Source organism: Polaribacter sp. Hel_I_88 (genome assembly GCF_000687935.1).
GTDB lineage: Bacteria > Bacteroidota > Bacteroidia > Flavobacteriales > Flavobacteriaceae > Polaribacter.
Genome location: NZ_JHZZ01000001.1, coordinates 281,580 through 301,261, shown reverse-complemented (window position 1 = coordinate 301,261; position 19,682 = coordinate 281,580). Strand labels below are relative to the sequence as shown.

At 28.3% G+C, this 19,682-nt stretch carries 20 protein-coding genes; 7 read left to right on the top strand and 13 right to left on the bottom strand.

Annotated features, from left to right (window positions below):
* Nucleotides 1–111 precede the first annotated feature (111 nt).
* From P161_RS0101345 to P161_RS17865, 3 genes are all read left to right on the top strand, one after another.
* Nucleotides 112–336 (top strand): DUF3820 family protein, encoded by a 225-nt coding sequence (locus tag P161_RS0101345; protein ID WP_026775295.1) that lies wholly within the window; start codon nucleotides 112–114, stop codon nucleotides 334–336.
* Nucleotides 337–403: 67 nt separating this feature from the next.
* On the top strand, nucleotides 404–1,279 hold the full coding sequence (locus tag P161_RS0101340; RefSeq protein ID WP_026775294.1) for a mechanosensitive ion channel family protein: 876 nt from the start codon (nucleotides 404–406) through the stop codon (nucleotides 1,277–1,279).
* A gap of 7 nt (nucleotides 1,280–1,286) precedes the next feature.
* Nucleotides 1,287–1,493 (top strand): lipopolysaccharide assembly protein LapA domain-containing protein, encoded by a 207-nt coding sequence (locus P161_RS17865; protein ID WP_036841140.1) that lies wholly within the window; start codon nucleotides 1,287–1,289, stop codon nucleotides 1,491–1,493.
* On the opposite strand, the gene P161_RS17860 is transcribed toward P161_RS17865, so the two are convergent.
* From P161_RS17860 to P161_RS0101305, 6 genes are all read right to left on the bottom strand, one after another.
* Nucleotides 1,494–2,144 carry a DUF1361 domain-containing protein gene (locus P161_RS17860; protein ID WP_051605630.1) on the bottom strand — a complete coding sequence of 217 codons (651 nt, stop codon included), beginning with the start codon at nucleotides 2,142–2,144 and terminating at the stop codon, nucleotides 1,494–1,496.
* Nucleotides 2,128–2,511, bottom strand: a complete 384-nt coding sequence (locus tag P161_RS17855) for a DUF2809 domain-containing protein (protein WP_081816957.1) — start codon at nucleotides 2,509–2,511, stop codon at nucleotides 2,128–2,130. Before P161_RS17855 ends, P161_RS17860 begins: the two co-directional genes overlap by 17 nt.
* Nucleotides 2,512–2,781: 270 nt before the next feature.
* On the bottom strand, nucleotides 2,782–4,173 hold the full coding sequence (gene creD / locus P161_RS0101320; RefSeq protein ID WP_026775293.1) for a cell envelope integrity protein CreD: 1,392 nt from the start codon (nucleotides 4,171–4,173) through the stop codon (nucleotides 2,782–2,784).
* A 2-nt stretch (nucleotides 4,174–4,175) separates the two neighbouring features.
* Nucleotides 4,176–4,649 carry a Coq4 family protein gene (locus P161_RS0101315; protein ID WP_036841137.1) on the bottom strand — a complete coding sequence of 158 codons (474 nt, stop codon included), beginning with the start codon at nucleotides 4,647–4,649 and terminating at the stop codon, nucleotides 4,176–4,178.
* Nucleotides 4,650–4,701: 52 nt separating this feature from the next.
* On the bottom strand, nucleotides 4,702–4,998 hold the full coding sequence (locus P161_RS0101310; protein ID WP_026775291.1) for a transcriptional regulator: 297 nt from the start codon (nucleotides 4,996–4,998) through the stop codon (nucleotides 4,702–4,704).
* A 31-nt stretch (nucleotides 4,999–5,029) separates the two neighbouring features.
* Entirely contained in the window at nucleotides 5,030–5,638 is a 609-nt protein-coding gene (locus P161_RS0101305; RefSeq protein WP_026775290.1) for a hypothetical protein, read from the bottom strand.
* 285 nt (nucleotides 5,639–5,923) lie between these two features.
* Between P161_RS0101305 and P161_RS0101300 the strand changes: the two genes are divergently transcribed.
* The gene (locus tag P161_RS0101300) at nucleotides 5,924–6,379 is read left to right on the top strand and encodes a universal stress protein (RefSeq protein ID WP_026775289.1); all 456 of its coding nucleotides are present in this window, start codon (nucleotides 5,924–5,926) and stop codon (nucleotides 6,377–6,379) included.
* A gap of 161 nt (nucleotides 6,380–6,540) precedes the next feature.
* On the opposite strand, the gene P161_RS0101295 is transcribed toward P161_RS0101300, so the two are convergent.
* On the bottom strand, nucleotides 6,541–7,101 hold the full coding sequence (locus tag P161_RS0101295) for a hypothetical protein (RefSeq protein ID WP_026775288.1): 561 nt from the start codon (nucleotides 7,099–7,101) through the stop codon (nucleotides 6,541–6,543).
* A gap of 30 nt (nucleotides 7,102–7,131) precedes the next feature.
* Between P161_RS0101295 and P161_RS0101290 the strand changes: the two genes are divergently transcribed.
* Entirely contained in the window at nucleotides 7,132–7,503 is a 372-nt protein-coding gene (locus P161_RS0101290; RefSeq protein WP_026775287.1) for a DUF1801 domain-containing protein, read from the top strand.
* Nucleotides 7,504–7,560: 57 nt separating this feature from the next.
* On the opposite strand, the gene P161_RS0101285 is transcribed toward P161_RS0101290, so the two are convergent.
* Both P161_RS0101285 and kdsA read right to left on the bottom strand, forming a co-directional pair.
* Nucleotides 7,561–8,520, bottom strand: coding sequence for a transglutaminase domain-containing protein (locus tag P161_RS0101285; RefSeq protein ID WP_026775286.1), 960 nt, complete (start codon nucleotides 8,518–8,520; stop codon nucleotides 7,561–7,563).
* Nucleotides 8,521–8,681: 161 nt separating this feature from the next.
* A complete protein-coding gene (gene kdsA / locus P161_RS0101280) occupies nucleotides 8,682–9,503 on the bottom strand; it encodes a 3-deoxy-8-phosphooctulonate synthase (RefSeq protein ID WP_026775285.1) in 822 nt (273 codons plus the stop codon).
* An 80-nt stretch (nucleotides 9,504–9,583) separates the two neighbouring features.
* Between kdsA and P161_RS0101275 the strand changes: the two genes are divergently transcribed.
* Nucleotides 9,584–10,582, top strand: coding sequence for a M28 family peptidase (locus P161_RS0101275; RefSeq protein WP_026775284.1), 999 nt, complete (start codon nucleotides 9,584–9,586; stop codon nucleotides 10,580–10,582).
* 4 nt (nucleotides 10,583–10,586) lie between these two features.
* Nucleotides 10,587–11,108 carry a DUF4136 domain-containing protein gene (locus P161_RS0101270; protein WP_026775283.1) on the top strand — a complete coding sequence of 174 codons (522 nt, stop codon included), beginning with the start codon at nucleotides 10,587–10,589 and terminating at the stop codon, nucleotides 11,106–11,108.
* Nucleotides 11,109–11,167: 59 nt separating this feature from the next.
* Here P161_RS0101270 and P161_RS0101265 read toward each other — a convergent pair whose 3' ends face one another.
* From P161_RS0101265 to P161_RS0101255, 4 genes are all read right to left on the bottom strand, one after another.
* On the bottom strand, nucleotides 11,168–11,647 hold the full coding sequence (locus P161_RS0101265; protein ID WP_026775282.1) for a hypothetical protein: 480 nt from the start codon (nucleotides 11,645–11,647) through the stop codon (nucleotides 11,168–11,170).
* Between the two features lie 178 nt (nucleotides 11,648–11,825).
* The gene (locus P161_RS18920) at nucleotides 11,826–12,284 is read right to left on the bottom strand and encodes a M28 family peptidase (protein ID WP_051605628.1); all 459 of its coding nucleotides are present in this window, start codon (nucleotides 12,282–12,284) and stop codon (nucleotides 11,826–11,828) included.
* 24 nt (nucleotides 12,285–12,308) lie between these two features.
* Nucleotides 12,309–12,746: a M28 family peptidase gene (locus P161_RS18915; protein ID WP_051605627.1), complete on the bottom strand. Its 438-nt coding sequence runs from the start codon at nucleotides 12,744–12,746 to the stop codon at nucleotides 12,309–12,311.
* 2 nt (nucleotides 12,747–12,748) lie between these two features.
* Nucleotides 12,749–19,333 (bottom strand): carboxypeptidase-like regulatory domain-containing protein, encoded by a 6,585-nt coding sequence (locus tag P161_RS0101255; protein ID WP_036841136.1) that lies wholly within the window; start codon nucleotides 19,331–19,333, stop codon nucleotides 12,749–12,751.
* Between the last annotated feature and the right edge of the window lie 349 nt (nucleotides 19,334–19,682).

Genomic DNA, 19,682 nt, shown 5'->3' with positions numbered 1-19,682 from the left:
GCAGTCGCAGTTTTCAGTTTCAGTTATAAAATTAATTTTAAAAAGCACTTTATTTTGTTATATCCCATTTTGGTTTTTTTAATTTAACCAAATAACCAAATAAACAAAATAGTGGAACAAAATCAACAATTTTTAATAGATTTAGCCAAAATGAAAATGCCTTTTGGTAAATTTAAAGGTAGTTTTTTAATAGATTTACCTGAACATTATATAGTTTGGTATAAAAACAAAGGGTTTCCAAATGGAAAGTTAGGGAAACAAATGGAATTGGTTTATGAACTTCAGTTGAATGGTTTAGAAGACATTGTTCGTAAAATTCAGCGCGATTTTTCTTAATAGTTTTAAATTATAGCAAAAAACGTTACTTTTATAAAGAACTGTAAAAATAAAATTGACAAATTACATGGAATTTCACGAAATATTAAATCATCCTATTTTTACAAAAACGGCATCTATTTTTTTGCTTTTTTTAATTGTATATGCAATTGTTAAAGTACTTCAAAAAGCCGCTTTTAAAATAGCAAAAGACAATAGCTCTAAATATAAATTTAAAAAACTAATCAACTTAGGAGGCTATATTCTTTTTGTATTCGGAATTTTATACATTTTTAATACAAAGTTAGATGGAATTGGAACAGCTTTAGGAGTTGCAGGTGCAGGAATTGCATTTGCATTGCAAGAAGTTATTGTAAGTGTTGCTGGTTATGTTACCGTTTTTACTAGTAATTTCTATAAAGTTGGCGATCGTGTAAAATTAGGTGGAATTAAAGGTGATGTTATTGATATTGGCTTATTAAGAACGACTTTGATGGAAATAGGTGATTGGGTAAATGGCGATTTGTATAATGGAAAAATGGTAAGAATTGCCAACAGTTTTGTGTTTAAAGAACCTGTTTATAATTATTCTGGCGATTTTCCTTTTCTGTGGGATGAAATGACAATTCCCATAAAAACAGAAGGTGATTATAAATATGCCAAAGAAATATTTACACAAATTTTAGAAGATGAAGTAGGCGATTTTTCAAAAACATCTCAAATTGCTTGGGATCAAATGATAGGAACTTACAGCATAGAAAATGCAAGAGTTGCACCCATGGTTTCTATGACTTTTGATGAAAACTGGATTACTTTAACCTTAAGATATGTTGTAGATTACAAATCAAGAAGAGGTACAAAATCTAATTTATTTGATAAGATTTTATCAGCTATAAAAGCCTCTGAAGGAAGAATAGAAGTAGCATCTGCAGCTTTCGAAATTACGAAGTTTCCTAAAAATTAATTAAAAAATGAAAACTAAAACTATACTGATTTTAATATTTGCAGCTATTATTGTAGTTTTTTCTTTACAAAATGCTGAAATTACAGATGTTAAATTTTTATTCTGGAAATTATCCATTTCTAAAGTTTTGATAATTTTGGGCAGTTTTGCAATTGGAGTTTTACTAGGAATTCTAATATCACAAAAAAGAAAAATTACCAATAATAAAGAATGATTAATGTTTTTGTTTCTTTAACAAGTTGTTTTCTACATTGTTAAAAAATAAAAATAATAGATATAAAAATGATCCAAAACTGATGGTTATAAACCAAGTTTTTGGGTCATTTATACTTAAAAAGCTTTTCTTTACGATAGTCAATGGACTTGTTAAAACATCCCAAGAATTGAATCTTAAAAATCTGCCCAAATAGATGCCAAAGCCACACAAAAAAGTAGCTGATATTAAAAAATATTTTGCGTTTTGTAAGTTCCATCTTTTTTTTATTATGTTGTAAACGTCAGTTAATGATAGTATTGCAAAGAGTAAACCTGTTGATGAAAAAGCGAATAGTATAAAAATATCCAACCAAATTATGTTCGCTTTTATATGATGTAAGTGAATAAAATCGGTAATAATATAAGGTGCATTTGGTAAAAAAAGTAACCAAATTAATAGTGTTAAAACCAACTTTAATTTAGATGATTGCTGCATCTTATCTTTTACAATTGTTGATATGCAATAAGGAATAATTGCTAAAAATAAGTTCCAAATTAAAAAACCAAAAAACAAAGACTTGGTTATTGAGATTCTTATCAACCAAAGAAAAATGCAAAACAAAACCAATATTAATAAAGATCCTTTTATAGATTTAAATAGTTTTTTCATGTTGCTTTTTTGGTTTGTATTCAATTAGTAAAGTTGTGATGATTCCTAAAGTATAAGCTACTAAATCGCCAATTGAAAAGGAAGTCCCTAAAACCAGTTTTAGTGCATGTACATATTTATCAGGATAAAAATTTTGGAGATTTGTGAGTTGTAAAAATTCAACCATATAAGCAATTATTAAAACAATAATTCCTGTTTTTAGGTTTGATAATTTTATAAAACTTTTAATAAGAGCATAGAGTAAGATTACAACTAAATAATCGCCAATTGTGTGTCTTATAAAACCTGTTGTGTATTTTGCAATGATAATTTCTGAAAAAAAGAGTAGTAAGAAAATTAGGAAATATTTTAGGTTGAATTTCATCATATATATTGTATTAGTTTATTACATTTCTAATTAAAATAAAATCTAGAAGTTTTCGACAAGATCAGACTGACATTTTGTTATAAAAATTGGAGAAAGCATTTGTTAATTTAATTTTGATACTATATTTTTTTCAGAATTCATGTGCACAATTAAAATCTAAAAAATGTTTTCCTGAGGCTATCGAAGGATTTTTTTGATTAATTTATCTTTCAAAAAAGCAAAATCGCATAAAATTTAGAAGAGATTTTGCTCAAATCTTGGAACTACTAGTTAATTATTTTCCCAATCAATTTTTCTTGAAGCATACATAACACCTGCAAGTATTAAAAATAGCCCAATACTTCCTACTAATAAAGCATAGTTTTCTAATTGAATAATAACAAATATAAAGGTGTACAATGCTGTTAATGAAATACCTATAAAAATTGGAAACTTTACGTTTTTTAAGATTGATTTAGAATATAATGTTATTAAACTAATTACTGCAAAACCTGCTATTAAATAGGCTTTTAAATAGCTACTGTGTTCTGAAATTGAAATTAGTAACGTGTAAAACATGGTGAGCGCAACTCCAATCATTAAATATTGAAAAGGATGAATATGAATTTTACTCATGGTTTGTATTAAAAAGAAAATTAAGAATGTTAAACCAATTACAAGAAACCCATATTTTGCAGAACGTTCACTTTTTTGATACTCATCTACTGGAATCATAAAGTTAACACCAAAAGCAAATTGTTTTAAGTTTGGAATTCCTTTAAAAAATTGTTGCGAATAAGGTCTGTTTATGTCTAATATTTTCCACTTTGCATTAAAACCTTCTTCTGTAATTTTATCTGAATTATAAGGCAAATATTCGCCTATAAAATTGGCTGTTTTCCAATCCGACTTTACATTTACATTGGTTTCTTTACCAATAGGAATAAATTGTATTTGCTTGCTTCCTTTCATGTTGATATTCATAGCAAAAGACACTTTCTTTTCTTTGGGAATATCAGTAAGTTCTAATGTTTTACTCTCTAATTCATTTAGAGAAACAGCATTTTGATTACTATAATTTTTTGAGTTATAATTATCATTAAAATGCGATGAAGAAAAAGGATAAACGTTTTTATTGATATTGATTTCAAATAAACTGTTAGCGCCTTTTAAATTGGTGGTTTGTACAATTAACTTAATTTTATCCCATAGAATATGTTCATCTTTAATTTCTTTTTCAGAAAAATCTGGTTTGGTAAACAATCCATTTATTTCTATTTCACTTTGATAAACAGCAGTTTTATAAATGCCTCTAGTTTTTTCTTCAGGGTTTATAGTTGATATAATATCCAGTTTTTCAGGAAAGAAAAATGCATATTTTATGCTTTCAATTTCTTCTTTTAACCAAGTTTTTGTTTTTTCTTCATAAGTACTTTTTGTGGTAAAAACTTTATAAGGTACTTTTAAAATTGGGCCGTAAATTAAAACTTCATCTGCCCATTTTTGATTGATTTCGCGAACAACATCTTGTTGTCTCATGGATCTTTCTGTAATTAGCATTTCAATATAAGAAAGTGGAATCATTAAAATAATAATTAAAACACCTACCATTAACATTCTTGCTGTTATAGATTTTTTGGCCCATTTACCAATTTTTCCTGTTTGTTCTTTGTTCGTTTCCATAATTATTGAATTTGTAAAATTTGTTGTTTGTTAAAAATGCTTTCTCTTATATCTTGTAGGGAAAATTGTAAAATATTTTTATAATTAAAGTGATGAAATTGGTTGCAGTTTTTGCCCAATTTGTAAGATTTTAAATAATATTTGTAATATTCAGGCAGTAGAATTGTGCCAATGAAAAGCACACCAAGTAAATACGGACTTCTTTTTCCATTGCCAAAACATACGTATTGTAAGGCAATTTCATCTTCTACTTTTGTGCCATAATTGGTTAATAAGTGATAACAATCGTGTCTTTCTACTTTGGGTAATAATTCGAAATTGTTATCTACTAAAAGTTTGCCTAAATGATACCCAAAACTATCTTTAGAGTAGGTTAGGAGCTCTTTAGAAGTAATTCCCCAAGGAGTTTTGTTCTTAAATTTGATGTACATTCTTTGTGAATGTTCAAAGAGCCAATAAATAAATTTCTTTCTCATACTCATTTTTAAAAGTACTTTGTATTTCAAAGTAATAAATTAAAAAAATAGCTTATTTGTTTTTGATTAATTTTTCGAGTGCTTCAATGTGTTTTTTGAATTCCATTTTACCCAAATTGGTGGCTATGTATTTTGTATTTGGTTTTCTTCCAATAAATTGTTTTTCTACTTTTATAAAATCTACTTTTTCCAAAGCTTTTGTATGGCTTGCTAAATTACCATCTGTTGCTCCTAATAATTCTTTTAAGGTTGTAAAATCGGCAGATTCGTTTACCATTAAAACCGACATTATTCCTAGTCGTATTCTATGATCGAAAGCTTTATTTATGTTAAGAATTATGTTTTTCAAACGAATTTTTATTTAAAATATAAAAATAGGGCTATTTTTTATCATATTTAAAGTACATAATTGCACCATAAATAATGTGCATAAAGCCAAAACCAATTACCCAAAACCAGAATCCATAACCAGGATATAGAGCAGAAATTAATCCCAAAACAATTTGAGTATAGCCTAAATACTTAATATCGCCTAAGGTATATTTTGATGCATTTAACAAAGCCAAACCATAAAAAAGTAGCATTAAAGCTCCAGTTTGTCCATATTTTTGGTTACTTAAAATAATAATAATGTAAATTCCGCCAGCCAATAATGGCACAATAAAACTGGTTAACAATCTTTTGGTTAAAGAATCCCAGATTTTTTCATTGTTCTTTTTTGCCTTTTTTGTGGTTAAAAAAATGGCAGTTCCAATGCTTAATACAGTAATTACTATTAAATCTAAAATTATCAAACGAAAAACTTTTCCGTCTAAAATTAAATATTCTCTTCCACTATTGCTAACTAACCAATAAGCAAAAGCTGCACCTATTAGTGCATAAATTCCTGCTAAAATACCAGACAAACCACTCAAAGAAATAAATCTCGATGATTTATTCATTAATGTTTTAATTTCTGATATGTCTCTTAAATAATCTTCTTGACTCATTTTTAAAGAACTTTGAAATACAAAGTAAATACTTATTTCTTAATTTTACTAATAAAATTTAAATAAAATCAAAAAAATATAAAAAACGCATTTATTGTTTAAATTGAATTTAAGATTTAAAAATCACTTATTATTTAATTTGTGCTCAAATAATTTTATATTCTAGTAGAATGTACTTTTAATTTTGTTAAGCTTGTATAAATATTTATTTTTGAGAACAAACGTTTAATTCTGAGTATTTTAAATAGTATTAAAAAATTAACATCTTAAAAAAAAACAATAATTATGAAAAAAATTTGTATTGCTTTAGACACAAGTCCTTCAGCTAAAAAAATAGCCCAAACAGGCCTTAATTATGCAAAAGCTTTGAAAGCTGAAGTTGTATTTATACACGTAGTTTATGATGCTGGACTTTATGTAAATAGATATGACCCTATTATGAATTATAATGGTTTTTTAGTAAATCAGAATATTAAAATTGTAGAAAGTTTAGAAAAAGAAGCTAAATCTTTTCTTAATTCCACAGCAAAATATTTAGGAGAACCAACCACTGAAGTTAAGGTACTTGATGGAAATCCTGAATATGAAATTCTTAATTTTGCTAAAGAATGGAATGCAGATCTATTAGTTATTGGTACTCATAGCCACAGTTTTTTAGAAGATGTATTTATGGGAAATATTGCTACAAGTATTGTTAAAAATTCTAAAATACCAACTTTAGTTATTCCTGTAAAAAACTAACAAAGTTTGATTTTTAAGGCTTCAATAATATTACTGTTCTTAAGTTTAATTTATTAGTTAATCAACTCATATTAGGTGTAAATTATCTAACAATATTTTGATTTCTATAAAAATGTAAATTAAATATAATCTAAAAAAGTTTGTGAAATTTTATGTGTAAATTACTCTTTTACAACAACTCCATAAGTAATATGAGCAACTCCTAAAATAACCAAAGCAGAATACCAATAACTAGGAATCATAAAGCAAATTATAGAAAATAAGATGCAAATACCACTAATAATTAAAAGGTTTTTTCGTTCTTTTTTGTGAAATGCAAACAGTAAAAGTCCGTAGAAAATTAAAAAAGTGGGAGTTATAAAGTCTTCCAGGTTTTGAGTGTAAAACAAATATAGTATTCCATAAATAGCTAAAAAAGAAACAAAAATAATCCAGAAGGTACTAATTGATTTTTGATTCCAAAGTTGTAGTTGCTGTTTTTTAGCGTTTCTTTTTCCTTTAAAAAACATCGCGAAAAATGAAAATAGAACTGTAAAAAACGTAATACTTGCAATAGCAATTACTAAATTTATTTCCGATGAAAGCCCTAAAGTATCAGTTTCCATAAAATTTAAAAGTAACGTTTCTATGGCATAAGCTGCTAGTAAAATATAGATCCCAATTTGAATGCTCGTAAAACCAATTAAAGAAAAATTTAGTTGAGAAGTAGTGTCTGTTTTCATAATTTTTATAACTTTCACAAATATACACAAATGAAACCTGCAGAAGAATATATTTTAAAACAGCCAGAACCTTTTAAATCGATGTTGTTGCATGTGCAAATTCTAATTGAGAGTGCATTTCCAACAGTAGATTTGAAATACAAATGGCGATTGCCTGTTTATTATTTGGAAGACAAACCTTTTTGTTACTTAAATGCATCTCACAAAAAAGGTTTTGTTGATGTTGCATTTTGGGTGTCTGCACATTTAACTAAATACACCGAATTTTTAGTGACAGAAAACAGAAAAGTAGTAAAATCCTTACGTTATTTTTCAGTTGATGAAATCAATGAAGAAATTTTATTAGCTGTTTTAGAAGAAGCGCATCAACTAAAAGAGAAAGGATTTTATAAAAGAAACTAAAAATCTGTCAGTTCGAGTGAAATTTCTTTTTCAGAAATTTTGTATCGAGAAGTTTATTTATTCAACATTAACTTTAAAATGTAGCGCATCATTATTGTTAATGTACAATGTTAAATCTGCATTTCTATTCGGATTTTTTATAGTTAAAGTAGCAATATTATCTTTAATAGTAATCATAGGTTTTTGTGCATACTTTTGACCTGTGATTCCATAAATAATTTGAGAATTTGTATCTAAATTCTTAAACGTTAATTCAATATTTTCTGTTTTTTTTAGGTTGATAAAACCAGTTTTTGGAGCAATCAATTCAGCCTCTAAGGCTAAAAATGTATTGGTATAAATTGGTTGATTGTAAAATTCTTCCAAACTCATTCTTCCAAAATGCAATATCCAAATAGCTTCTTTTGGATAATGAGTTTTAAATATTTTGTTTGTTGGAATGTTGTAAAAATACTCGTTAAATTTACGAACCCATTTTCCATTATATTCATAACCAGCTGCCCAAGTTGCATCTAAAATTTGCCATTTTCCATCAATTTTAACAGCATTCCAAGCATGGTTGGTGGTATTTGAAATTACTCCAATTTCTCTAGCATCACTTCTAACATTTCCTTTAATCACAGCAGCTTCAATATTTAGTAAATCACATATTTTTTTGAATGATTGTGCATATTCTTCACAAACGCCCATTTTGCTTTTAAAGGTTGCTGCAATAAATGAATCATTAATGGCTTGTATTTTTTGAAGTCGATCTTCTTCTGATGAAAATTTAAAACGATAACTTCTTTTTTTTGGATTGTAATATTCTTTTAAATTATAGCGAATGTTTTTTGCTATCCAGAAAAATGCTGCTCTTGCTTTATCAGCATCTGTTTTAAAATCTTTTTCAATTTGGTTAGCTAAATCTTCTACCTTATTAAATCTTAGATAGGTTACAACTTTAGCATCAACAGCATCAAAATTCTGAGAAAATGTAGCAAACGAAATAAATAGAAATATAAAAATAAGTTGTTTCATTATAAAAGTTTAAACACTTTTAGAAGTCAAATATTGTGCCCTTTTATGTAATGTTTATATAAACTTGCCATTTGCGTTAAGGATTGAAACGACATCCTTTTTTCTTTTTCAGAAAAAAGATATAGTGGAAAGCCTGTTAAAACGCCCAAATAAAAATGAGCTTATTGTAAACTATTCACAGTTTTACGAATGGCAACCAAATTGGTTAACAACTTTTCTAAATTGTTTAAATGCAACATATTTGCACCATCAGATTTTGCATTTGCAGGGTCAAAATGAGTTTCGATAAACAAGCCATCTACGTTATTTACAATGCCTGCTCTTGCAATGGTTTCAATCATATCTGGTCTTCCACCAGTAACGCCAGCAACTTGATTGGGTTGTTGCAAAGAATGTGTAACATCTAAAATTGTAGGCGCAAAAGCACGCATTTCAGGAATTCCTCTAAAATCTACAATCATATCTTGGTAGCCAAACATGGTTCCTCTATCAGTGACCCAAGCTTTGTGATTGCCAGCATCTAATACTTTTTGAACGGCGTGTTTCATGGAAGCAGGACTCATAAATTGTCCTTTTTTTAAGTTGACAACTTTACCAGTTTCTGCAGCAGCAACCACCAAATCTGTTTGACGAACCAAAAATGCAGGAATCTGCAAAACATCTACATATTCAGCAGCTTTTGCAGCATCTGAACTTTCGTGAATGTCAGTAACAGTTGGTACATTAAAAGTTTCAGAAACTTTGCGTAAAATTTTTAAAGCTTTTTCATCTCCAATTCCAGAAAAACTATCAATTCTACTTCTGTTAGCCTTTTTAAAACTGCCTTTAAAAATATAAGGAATCTTTAATTTATCAGTAATTGTTACTACTTTTTCGGCAATTCTTAGGGCCATTTCTTCACTTTCAATAGCACAAGGTCCACAAAGTAGAAAAAAGTTATTTGCATCAATATTTTTTATGTTCGGAATTTCAGATAAAATCATTTTTTGTAAATTTTAAACAAAAATACATAAAATTTAAGCGTTATAAATGCTATATTTAGCAACTTAAAAATCAATATATAATGAAAAAAATAATTTTTCTTTTAGCAGCATCAATAAGTATAATTTCTTGTAATAGCACAAAAAATGTTATTGTAGAGAAATCTAAATCAGAAATAAAAGAAACAGTAATGCTCACTTTCTTTATAGATTCTTTAATTGTTAAAAAACATTTATACACATTAGCATCCGATGAAATGGAAGGCAGAAAATCTGGAACTCCAGGAATTGAAAAAGCTGCAAAATATATAGAAAATGAATTTAAAAGAATTGGTTTAACCACTTTTGATGGTTTAGAAACTTATAGACAAACGTTTAATTTTACTCCAAGAAGAGGTAAGGAAGAAATTACAAGTGCTAATATTATTGGGGTTTTAGAAGGTAAAAGTAAAAAAGATGAATATGTAATTATTTCTGCACATTATGATCATTTAGGAAATGAAGGAAAAGGTGAAGATAAAATTTACAATGGTGCCAATGATGATGCTTCTGGTGTGACAGGAGTTTTGGCTTTAGCTGAATATTTTAAGAAAGTTGGGAATGAAAGAACTATTGTTTTTGCAGCTTTTACTGCAGAAGAAATGGGCTTAATTGGTTCAACATATTTTGGAAAAGGAATTGATGCTAGCAAATTTGTTGCAGGAATTAATTTAGAAATGATTGGTAAAATACCAAGTTTTGGACCAAACACAGCTTGGTTAACAGGTTTTGAAAGATCGGATTTTGGGAAAATTGTTCAGAAAAATTTAGAAGGTTCTGGCTATCAATTATTTCCTGATCCGTATAAAAATTTTAATTTATTTTTTAGATCAGACAATGCATCTTTAGCACGTTTAGGGGTACCTTCGCATACTTTTTCTACAACTGCAATAGATACAGATCCTGATTATCACAAAGTTTCTGATGAAGCAGAAACCTTAAATATGACGATTATTACACAAACAATTCAGGCTGTTGCAAAAGGTACTGAAACCATTATTAACGGAAAAGATACACCAACTAGAGTTGTTTTAAAAGAATAACATCATGAAAAATGTACACTATTTGTTTTTGGTTTTGATGATGAGTTGTTCATCATCTAAAGTAATTACAGATTATGATGGTCAAGTTAATTTTTCGAATTTTAGAACGTATGCTTTTTATGAAGATGTTGGAAAAGGACTCAATGAATTAGATGTAAAACGAGTTATTTCCATAATGAAAACTGAGTTGAATACTTTAGGAGTTCAAGAATCTGAAAATCCTGATTTTTTTATCAATATTATTTCAAAAATATCAGAAGCAAACAATAATAACACCATTGGCATTGGAATAGGAAGTGGAAATAGAAATGGTGGTTTTGGCGTTTCTGGAGGTATCCCAATTGGTGGTAATAAGTTAAATGAAGAGTTTGTTGTTGAGTTTGTAGATGCAAGCAATAATACACTTTTTTGGGAAGCTGTCTTAAATTCAAAAATAAAAGAGAAAAGAAAACCTGAAGAAAAAGAACTTCATTTTCAAGAAATTATAAAAAATATTTTGGAGAAATATCCACCAAAACTAAAATAATCTCAAAAAAAATCCTCTAAAATTAATTAGAGGATTTTCTTTATTAATATTTTTTTAAATTAAAATTGGTATCTAACTCCCAAAGCAACATCGTTGCCAAAGTCATTAAAACGATTTCCAAAACCAAATTCTGGTCTATAATCTAAAGAAAGTAAAATTGGAGTACTTGGAAAATTGTATTCAATTCCAATATCACCAGCAGCAAAAATAAAAGTTTCAGAAAAATCATTGTTGTTGTTTCCATTGTAATTTGCTAAACCACCACCAACACCTGCATACCAGTTAAATCCACCTTCAATATTCCAAAGCCATTGGTATAAACCTGTTGCTTTAAAACCATCATAATCATTACTATTTCGTATACCTAAATCAATTTCCAGTCTGTTATTACCACCTAACGCTCTTTGGTAAGAAATTTCTCCTCCAAAACCATCATCAGATCCTAAACGTAAACCAATTGCATTTTCAGAAATATCCTGAGCATTTATTGATACTACTGAACTCACTATAAATCCTACTAATAAAAGTACTTTTTTCATAATTTATATCATTTTGTTTGAGCCACAATATTAGATATAAATAGCATTACTAATTAACGCAATCAGAAAGTTTATTAACACTTATGATTACTTAATTATTTTTAAACGAATACCTTCTGAATGACTGCTAAATTCTGGTGCATACATGCTTTGGATTGTAGAAATTCTGGTGCTAAAATTATTCAATTTTTTTAATAACAGTATACAATTGCTCAATAACCAAATTCATTTTAACTAAATCTAAAGTTTCTAATTTGTCTTTAGAAGTATGGTAGTTTTCGTTTCTAAAAAAAGCAGTATTTGTAATCATTACAGCTTCAAAATTATGTTTCCAATAATTTAAATGATCAGAAAAATCTACTCCAGAAATTTGAGAATTTCCTTTAAAAGATTTTGTGTTAATTAAATTTTCTCTTTTCATTAAACTGTTAACTTCATTGCTAAAAGACTCATTTTTATTGTTTTGAACCACAGTTATAAAATTACCAACATTGCCATAAATTTTTTCCATTCCTGCAATTGGGAATTTTTGAGAACCAACTTTATCACTATAAAAACCAATTGTTTCAAGAGAAATCATTCCCTTTACAGGTATTTTATTTTTATACAAATAATTTGCATGAATATAACTTCCCATTTTTTTTGTTCTAAAAAAAGGCGGTTATTCTAAACTATAGGCCACAAAATCAATTCTATAATTTAGCTTTTCTTTTGATAATAATCTGGCTAACTCTAACAAACCAACAACACCACTTGCATTATCATCTGCACCATCAGAATCTCCACAAACATCATAATGAGCACCAAAAATTATTCTTTGTTGATGTTCTAAACCTATAGATCCTATTACATTTTTGTATTCATTTTCAGCAACATTAAAATTTTGAAATTCAACTGAATCGCAAACTTTATTTAGTTCTTGTTTGATATAATTAGCAACAAAATTTAGTGTTTCTAAATTTTTAAAATTCCTAGGCTTTTCTGTTTTTGTGATAACAGAAAGATGTTTTTTTATATTTTCAATATTAGATTTTTGATTTGTTTGAGCATAATTTTCAAAACTAATTATCGACAAAAAGATTACTAAAAAGTATTTCATATTTATTTTTCTACGTTGATTCTAATCCCTTCTGAATGACTGCTAAATTCAGGTGCATACATACTTTGGATGGTAGAAATTCCGTTGCTAAAATTCCCAGCATTGTTTACACGAACATCATATTCAAACACATAAACACCTTTCGGAATTCTATCAAAAAAGAAATTAGTTGATGCATCTTTTGTACTTTCATAATAGCCTAAAGTATCTTGCCATTTATAGGTTGATAATACGTTAATTGGCTCAACTCCAGATGCTCTCATGTCTTTTAAATGAATAAATTCCATATCTCGATCAGAACGCAATTCAATTCTTACAGTAAGTAAATCGCCAACTTTTAAAGTGGTGTTTTTGTTGATTTCTTTCAATTCTTTTCCTGTATCTGTATTTACTTTTAAGAATAATTTCTTATTTAATTTTAACGGACTTTCTGCGGATGTAATTTTATCTAAATCCTCAAAATATTGCCAATATAAACCACCCCAAGCAATTCCTTTTTCTTTTTTGTTGATGGTAATTGTTGCCATTTCTGGTTTTATTTCATCAGTATTCCAAGAAGTTTTAAAATATCCAGTTCCAGCTTCTACTAGTACATTTTCTATTTCTGATGGATTTATTTGTTGATTACCAACTTTCACAGCAACTGTTTCATTAATTGAAACCCAATCACTTCCATTTAATAGTAAAGCATAAACAGCTTCTGTAGTTGCTTTTGTAGTTTTCCAACTATTGGTTTGCTTATTTTTTAACAACCAGATTTTAAGGTTATCAATCGTTTCAACCTTGTTTTCAATTTCAGAAAAAGCTTCAATCATTAAAGCTTGAGTTTCCACAGGTGCTTGATAATAGTAATAACCAGCAGTATTGTTTTTCCAATACATTCCTAATTCATCAGAAGTTATCGAGTTTTCTTTTAATGATTTAAGAATTTTAGTTGCAGTCGCTTTTTCGTTATTTCTAAAAAGTGATAAGGCAATTTGTCCTTTCGCATATAAATTATAATCTTTCCAATAGGAAGCAGACTGTTTCTGATAATAGGTAACAGCTGATTTTGTTTTATCATCTAAAGAAATATCACCATAAAAACTACGCATATACAAATACTGAATCGTAGAATAATTCAAATTGTTTTTAGCTAAATAAGTTTCATATTTCTTTTCTCCTTCTTTTTTAGATTTTGATGCTACTTTAATTTTTTTAGCATTTTCTAACAGTTTTTCATAATTTTCTAAAATTTCAGCATCTAAAAATTTAACAGATTTTTCAATCATATTTTTGGTGGATGCATCAAAATCAGTAACACCTAACTTTTGTAAATGTCCAAAACCAGTGGCAATATGCTGCGTAATAAATGTGTTTGCGTATTTACTGCCTTTAAACCAAGGAAAGCCACCAGAATTCATTTGGTTATCTTGCAATTTTTTAATGGCTCTTTCTTGCTCGTTTTTCATTTTATTCAAATCGAACAACAGCGCAATTCTCTTTTTTTGTTCGGTTTCAGATTGTGCATCTCTTAACCAAGGCGTTTCTTGAATGATCAATGATTTTAACTCTTGGTTTTTTTCTAAATTCGATAAAAGTGCATCCGAAGATTTCCAAGCATTAAATACATCTTGAATTTTAGGATTTGAATTCGCTACAAAACTCGCTAACGTATTTGCATAATATCTAGAAAATATTTGTTCTGAACATTCATAAGGATATTCCATTAAATAGGGCAAAGCCTGAATTGAATACCAAACAGGATTTGAGGTCATTTCTAAAGTTAATTGATGATTTTTTAAAGTTGATGAAGTTGAATTTTTCAATTTATCCAACGTAAAAGTTTTGGTTTCATTTGCTTTAACCCACATTGGAAGCGTTTCTGTTACCAACATTCTATTGCTTAAAACAGGCAACACATTTTGTTCTCCATCAGAAAAGTCGCCAGCTTTTGCTACTATTTTATATTGCACAGCTTGTATGTTTTCTGGAATTGCTAAACTCCAAGAAACATTTGTATTTCCATCTTTATCAACTGTAAAATTCTTGTTTGAATGTATGTTTTGTAATTCTGAATCAATTTCTTTTCCAGAAATAGCATCTGTAAACATCAGTTTTGCAAAACCACTTAATTGGTTATTGGTTAAGTTGGTAATTTTTGCACTCAATGTAATTGTGTCTTTTTCTCGTAAAAACCTTGGTGCATTTGGTACGACCATCAATTCTTTTTGAGTAACCGTTTGCAAAGTTTTTGTAGCTGATTTCAAGGTTGTTGAATGTGCTAATACTTGTAATTTCCATCTTGTCAATGCTTCTGGCATTGTAAAAGAAAAACTAACTTTGCCTTCTTTGTCTGTTGTTAACTGTGGATAAAAGAAAGCAGTTTCTTTAAAATCTTTTCGTGCTTGAACTTGCGATAAGGCTGCATCTATTTTTTCTTGACCAGCTTTTGTTGTGATAAGTATAACACCATTTGCACCTCTTGAGCCATAAAGTGCAGTTGCTGAAGCGTCTTTTAAAACTGATATTTCTGCAACTTTATTTGCGGTTAAATTCCTGAAGCTACTTTCATCAACAATAACACCATCAATAATATATAAAGGATTGGTATTCCCATCTATAGAATTTATCCCTCTTAATTGGACTAATGAATTTGCACCTGGTTGTCCAGAATCGAAATTAAATTCTTCAGCTTCATCCATAGAAACTGTAGCAGATAATTTAGTTATTCTCGAAGTTCCATAACCTACAACAACAACTTCATCCAAAGAGCTAGTGTCTTCTTCTAACTTTACATCTATAGTTGTTTGGGAATCGATTAAATATTCTACTGACTTATATCCCAAATAATTTACAACTAAAACATCCTCTTTTTTAATTTTGATGGAATAATTCCCATCAAAATCTGTAGTTGTTCCAAAGGTTGTTCCTTTAATTTGAATGTTTACTCCAGGCAAAGGCTCACCATTTTCATCAGAAACTGTTCCTGTAACTGTTTCATCAAAATCTGTTCTTGTGGTTTCTAGTTTGTTTTTTGTTTCTCTTAAATATTGTTGATTTAACCATCTGTTAGTATTCAAACTAAACCCAAACCAATTGTAGGAATTATTGCCAATTGTTGGAATTTGATAATAATTTCTCTCGTTATTTCTGATATAAAAATTGGTGTTCCCAAAACTTTTGTTGGCATTACTGGTTTGGTAAGAACTGTAATTTTGCTTCCCAACAATTGGATTAAAATTCCAATGATGAGCTTTGAAATCATCTAAAGAAGCATCATACATACTTGCTATAACTTCTGCAGCAATGGCATCATTTTTATCATCTTTTATGGTAAAACTCCAAGTTTCTTCTTGACCAGGTTGTAATTTATCTCTAAAAATATTGGTGATAATTTCTATCTTATTCTCTGTTGGATGAGGAACATTAATCAATAAATTTCCACTTTCAAAATAGTTGTAATTCACAAAGTGATATTTAACAGCAAAACCGCCTACATCTTTCTTGCTAACAGGGATTTTAATCGTTTCTACACAATTATTTAGTTTGATGAGTTTTGTATCTACAATTTTATAATTTTTTTCAATTTGCACAATAACAGTCATGTTTTTAGATGCAGAACCAATTTGGATTTCAACCTGATCACCAACATTGTAAAACGTTTTATTAGTATTGATGGTAAAAAGTTGATTGTCTGCTACATTTTTATCTCTAGTAGAGAAAACTGTAATTCTTTTTTCGTCTTTTACTTCTTGCCCAAATTTATCTTCGCTTTCTAAAATGATGATATATTTACCTGAAAGCCACTTTTTAGGATTTTTTATAATAACTTCTTTTGAAGTTGAGGTGTCAAAATCGCTTGAAAATACCAATTCGCCTTTTTTCCAATTAGTTGAATCACTTTCATCATCTGAATAAGGATCATTGGGAAATAAGGTTCTGAATGTATTTTCAGAAATATCTTGATACTCTGGAGCAGACCAAGGTCTGTTTCTTAACGGATTTTTAGGTGCTTGTAATTTGTGAATTTTGATGCTTCCTTTTGCTGCAACAAACTCGCCATTTAAGTTTTTTGTCTCAATTTTAATAGAAGTTTCTTCTTGATTTTTATCAATTTTATCATCTACATAAATGGTTGCAATCAAAGAATGATAGCCTACTTTTACTATTGTTGTAGCACTTCTTGTTTCGCCATTAATGTCTGTAACATCCGCAGTTATTTCATAATTAAAAACGGGCAAACTTTCTTTGTCAACACTTTCATCAGGGATAGCTTTAAAATTAATAGAAAAATTACCTGATGCATTTGTGATGCTTTCTCCATTGGTTATTTCTTGCGAATTAGAAGCAGGGTTTGGTCTTCTCCAAGAATACCAACTTGGATATTGCACTTTTCTATGGACTCTATACACCACTTTTGCATCTGTGATATTTGCACCAGAAAACGCTTTTGCAAATCCATTAATAGTAATGGAGTCGTTTATTTTATAACTTTCTGTAATCGGCTTAAATTCCGTTTCAAACTTTGGTCTTTTGTATTCTTCTACTGAAATAGTTACGGAATTATTATAATCAATATCAAAGTCTGCATTATCATAAAATTTACTTTCTTTTTTAGAACTTTCATCAACATCGATTGTAAATTCGCCAGTTAAACCATTATTTGGAATTATAAATTCGCCAGCAACAGAACCAAAATCGTTCAGTTTTAAATCTAACGTTTTTACAATTTGTTGGTTTACATCATATAAGGTTACCTCAACAAATTCATTTTTAAAAACTTCGGATTTATCACCTTGTTTTTTGATAACGATCGCTTTAAAATAAACAGTTTGACCTGGTCTGTAGATGCTTCTATCTGTAAAAATAAATGGTTTTATAGTAATTTCATCATCTACGTTATTACCATTGTTATTAGAACTTTGATTGTATAAATAATTATTATCAAAAATTACAAAATCATTTTTAGTAGTAATTATAATTTCTACATTATTGAAGTAGTCGTTACTTTTGTAAGAAGCAAAACCATTATTATTCGTAATTAATTTTTTGTTGATTGATTTGCTATTATTTCTTTTTTCATTTTGTAAATGTAATTCAGCATTTTTAATAGGTTTCCCTGTATTTCTATCAACTACTTGAAAATTGTATGTTCCTTCAAAAGTGTTTTCAATCAATGTTAAGTTGGTTACTTGAATTGTAGTAGTTCCGTAGATTGAATTAACATTTAAATCTTCACTTTCTGACGCCAAAACTAAATACATGCCACCTTCAAATTTTGGGACAATTACCTCAGTTGAATGTTGCAAATAATCATCTTCGTTTCTTAAGGTATGTTGCCAAGTTTTGTTTTTTTCTAATTTATTGATGAATGCTTTTTTATCATCAAACTTGTAAGTTTTATTGAATTCTAATAATTGTTTTTGAGTGATTTTATACGCTGTAAAAAATAGCTTATTTACATTTTTATAGGTAACTAAAAGTCTCGAATTTTTATCAATAGGAATAAATTCTTCAGCTTGAATAGAAAGTGTTTTTTGTTCAATTTGACTTTTTAAAACAAAACATTTTTGTGCTCCTAAGCTATTGGGAAAATCTTTTATAATTCGATTGCAAATTGTTAAAGCTTCTTGGTTTTTAGATTGATTTTTATAGATTTGAGCAATTTCAAAAGCGTACAAACCACTTGCTTCATCATTTTTAAAATTAGCTTCGGATGTTTTTAATGTTGCTAATAAAATACTTTCCTTATTTTCGAAAGTCGCATTTTGATACACAAAGAACAAACGTTCTACATTACTATTTGCAAATGCCTTTTTGTTGTTGGTTTTTGTATGTAGCTCAAGTAATTTTTGATAAATATTTAAAGCATTTAGCTGCAAAGACAAACTATCTTTTGAAGTGATATTCAATTTAGAGAACGTTTTTGCATCACTCAAATAATTAGGATTATCAATCGTAAATTGATACGAAGGTTTAGTGATGGAGTTTTCTGGAGATTTGTAAAAATTTAAAGCATTATTCGCTAAAAAATCGAATAGAGTAGGAGTGTATATTTTTGCTGTTTTTTGAAGTTGAAGAATGTCTGAAAATTCTTCGATATTAATTTTTTGTAAAAGTTTCTCTTCTTTTAAAGAAGCTTTAAAATACATATGAATTTCTTCAAATAACGTATCTAAATCCCAAGTTCTAAAATCATTAATATCAATTTTAACTTGCGTTTTTGTACGGTTGTAAAATTTATATCTATTTTGAGTAAAATACTGCCAATATAAGTTTGCCAAAACATTTTCTAATACATTTTTTGTAGGTGCTTGGTTTTTACCAATATGCTTTTTAAAGTTTTGAATAACTTGTAATTGTGCATCCTCTTCTAATGTTAAAGCAAATTTGCTTTTGTAAAAAAGCGACTTTATAATTTGTGGAGAATTGTCGGTTTTTTCTGCTTTTGCATAAATTTCTTCTACAATTTGTAAAGCCGATTTTGGCAAACCATCAACCTCAAGTTTTTCGACTTGTGTCCAAAGTTTCTCAAAATCGTTTTGAGCATTTGAGGTTAAAGAAAATAAGAATATCATTATTATGGTTGTTGTCAATTTTTTCATTATTCATCAATTTATAAAAAATCTTCAAGATTGTATTTATTGGTTTCTTTTGAAATTATTATTCCCGAAAATCGGGAATTTTACTATAAAGCACGTGAATTTAAGTTTATAAAACAATCAATAATTAGTGAACACGTTGTTTTGGTTGGTAAAACTAGTTTTTAATTGAGTTTGGTGGTTTATGATTTTGTTAATTTTTGCCACGAATCCACGAATTTATTGTTCATCTACTTTTTGCTTTTTAATAACATTTATACTAGAATCGCATTCATTATACTATAAACCTCCAAATGCTTACTCAAAAATTATGTGCTAAATATACCGCTCCTCTGGAGCTCAATTTAACTTT

What these genes read in the sequence shown, in the direction of transcription:
- P161_RS0101340 (WP_026775294.1), top strand. Translation starts at nt 404, where the DNA reads ATGGAATTTCACGAAATATTAAATCATCCTATTTTTACAAAAACGGCA.
- P161_RS17865 (WP_036841140.1), top strand. Translation starts at nt 1,287, where the DNA reads ATGAAAACTAAAACTATACTGATTTTAATATTTGCAGCTATTATTGTA.
- P161_RS17860 (WP_051605630.1), bottom strand. Translation starts at nt 2,144, where the DNA reads ATGAAAAAACTATTTAAATCTATAAAAGGATCTTTATTAATATTGGTT.
- P161_RS17855 (WP_081816957.1), bottom strand. Translation starts at nt 2,511, where the DNA reads ATGATGAAATTCAACCTAAAATATTTCCTAATTTTCTTACTACTCTTT.
- creD (WP_026775293.1), bottom strand. Translation starts at nt 4,173, where the DNA reads ATGGAAACGAACAAAGAACAAACAGGAAAAATTGGTAAATGGGCCAAA.
- P161_RS0101315 (WP_036841137.1), bottom strand. Translation starts at nt 4,649, where the DNA reads ATGAGAAAGAAATTTATTTATTGGCTCTTTGAACATTCACAAAGAATG.
- P161_RS0101305 (WP_026775290.1), bottom strand. Translation starts at nt 5,638, where the DNA reads ATGAGTCAAGAAGATTATTTAAGAGACATATCAGAAATTAAAACATTA.
- P161_RS0101300 (WP_026775289.1), top strand. Translation starts at nt 5,924, where the DNA reads ATGAAAAAAATTTGTATTGCTTTAGACACAAGTCCTTCAGCTAAAAAA.
- P161_RS0101295 (WP_026775288.1), bottom strand. Translation starts at nt 7,101, where the DNA reads ATGAAAACAGACACTACTTCTCAACTAAATTTTTCTTTAATTGGTTTT.
- P161_RS0101290 (WP_026775287.1), top strand. Translation starts at nt 7,132, where the DNA reads ATGAAACCTGCAGAAGAATATATTTTAAAACAGCCAGAACCTTTTAAA.
- P161_RS0101285 (WP_026775286.1), bottom strand. Translation starts at nt 8,520, where the DNA reads ATGAAACAACTTATTTTTATATTTCTATTTATTTCGTTTGCTACATTT.
- kdsA (WP_026775285.1), bottom strand. Translation starts at nt 9,503, where the DNA reads ATGATTTTATCTGAAATTCCGAACATAAAAAATATTGATGCAAATAAC.
- P161_RS0101275 (WP_026775284.1), top strand. Translation starts at nt 9,584, where the DNA reads ATGAAAAAAATAATTTTTCTTTTAGCAGCATCAATAAGTATAATTTCT.
- P161_RS0101270 (WP_026775283.1), top strand. Translation starts at nt 10,587, where the DNA reads ATGAAAAATGTACACTATTTGTTTTTGGTTTTGATGATGAGTTGTTCA.
- P161_RS0101265 (WP_026775282.1), bottom strand. Translation starts at nt 11,647, where the DNA reads ATGAAAAAAGTACTTTTATTAGTAGGATTTATAGTGAGTTCAGTAGTA.
- P161_RS18920 (WP_051605628.1), bottom strand. Translation starts at nt 12,284, where the DNA reads ATGGGAAGTTATATTCATGCAAATTATTTGTATAAAAATAAAATACCT.
- P161_RS18915 (WP_051605627.1), bottom strand. Translation starts at nt 12,746, where the DNA reads ATGAAATACTTTTTAGTAATCTTTTTGTCGATAATTAGTTTTGAAAAT.
- P161_RS0101255 (WP_036841136.1), bottom strand. Translation starts at nt 19,333, where the DNA reads ATGAAAAAATTGACAACAACCATAATAATGATATTCTTATTTTCTTTA.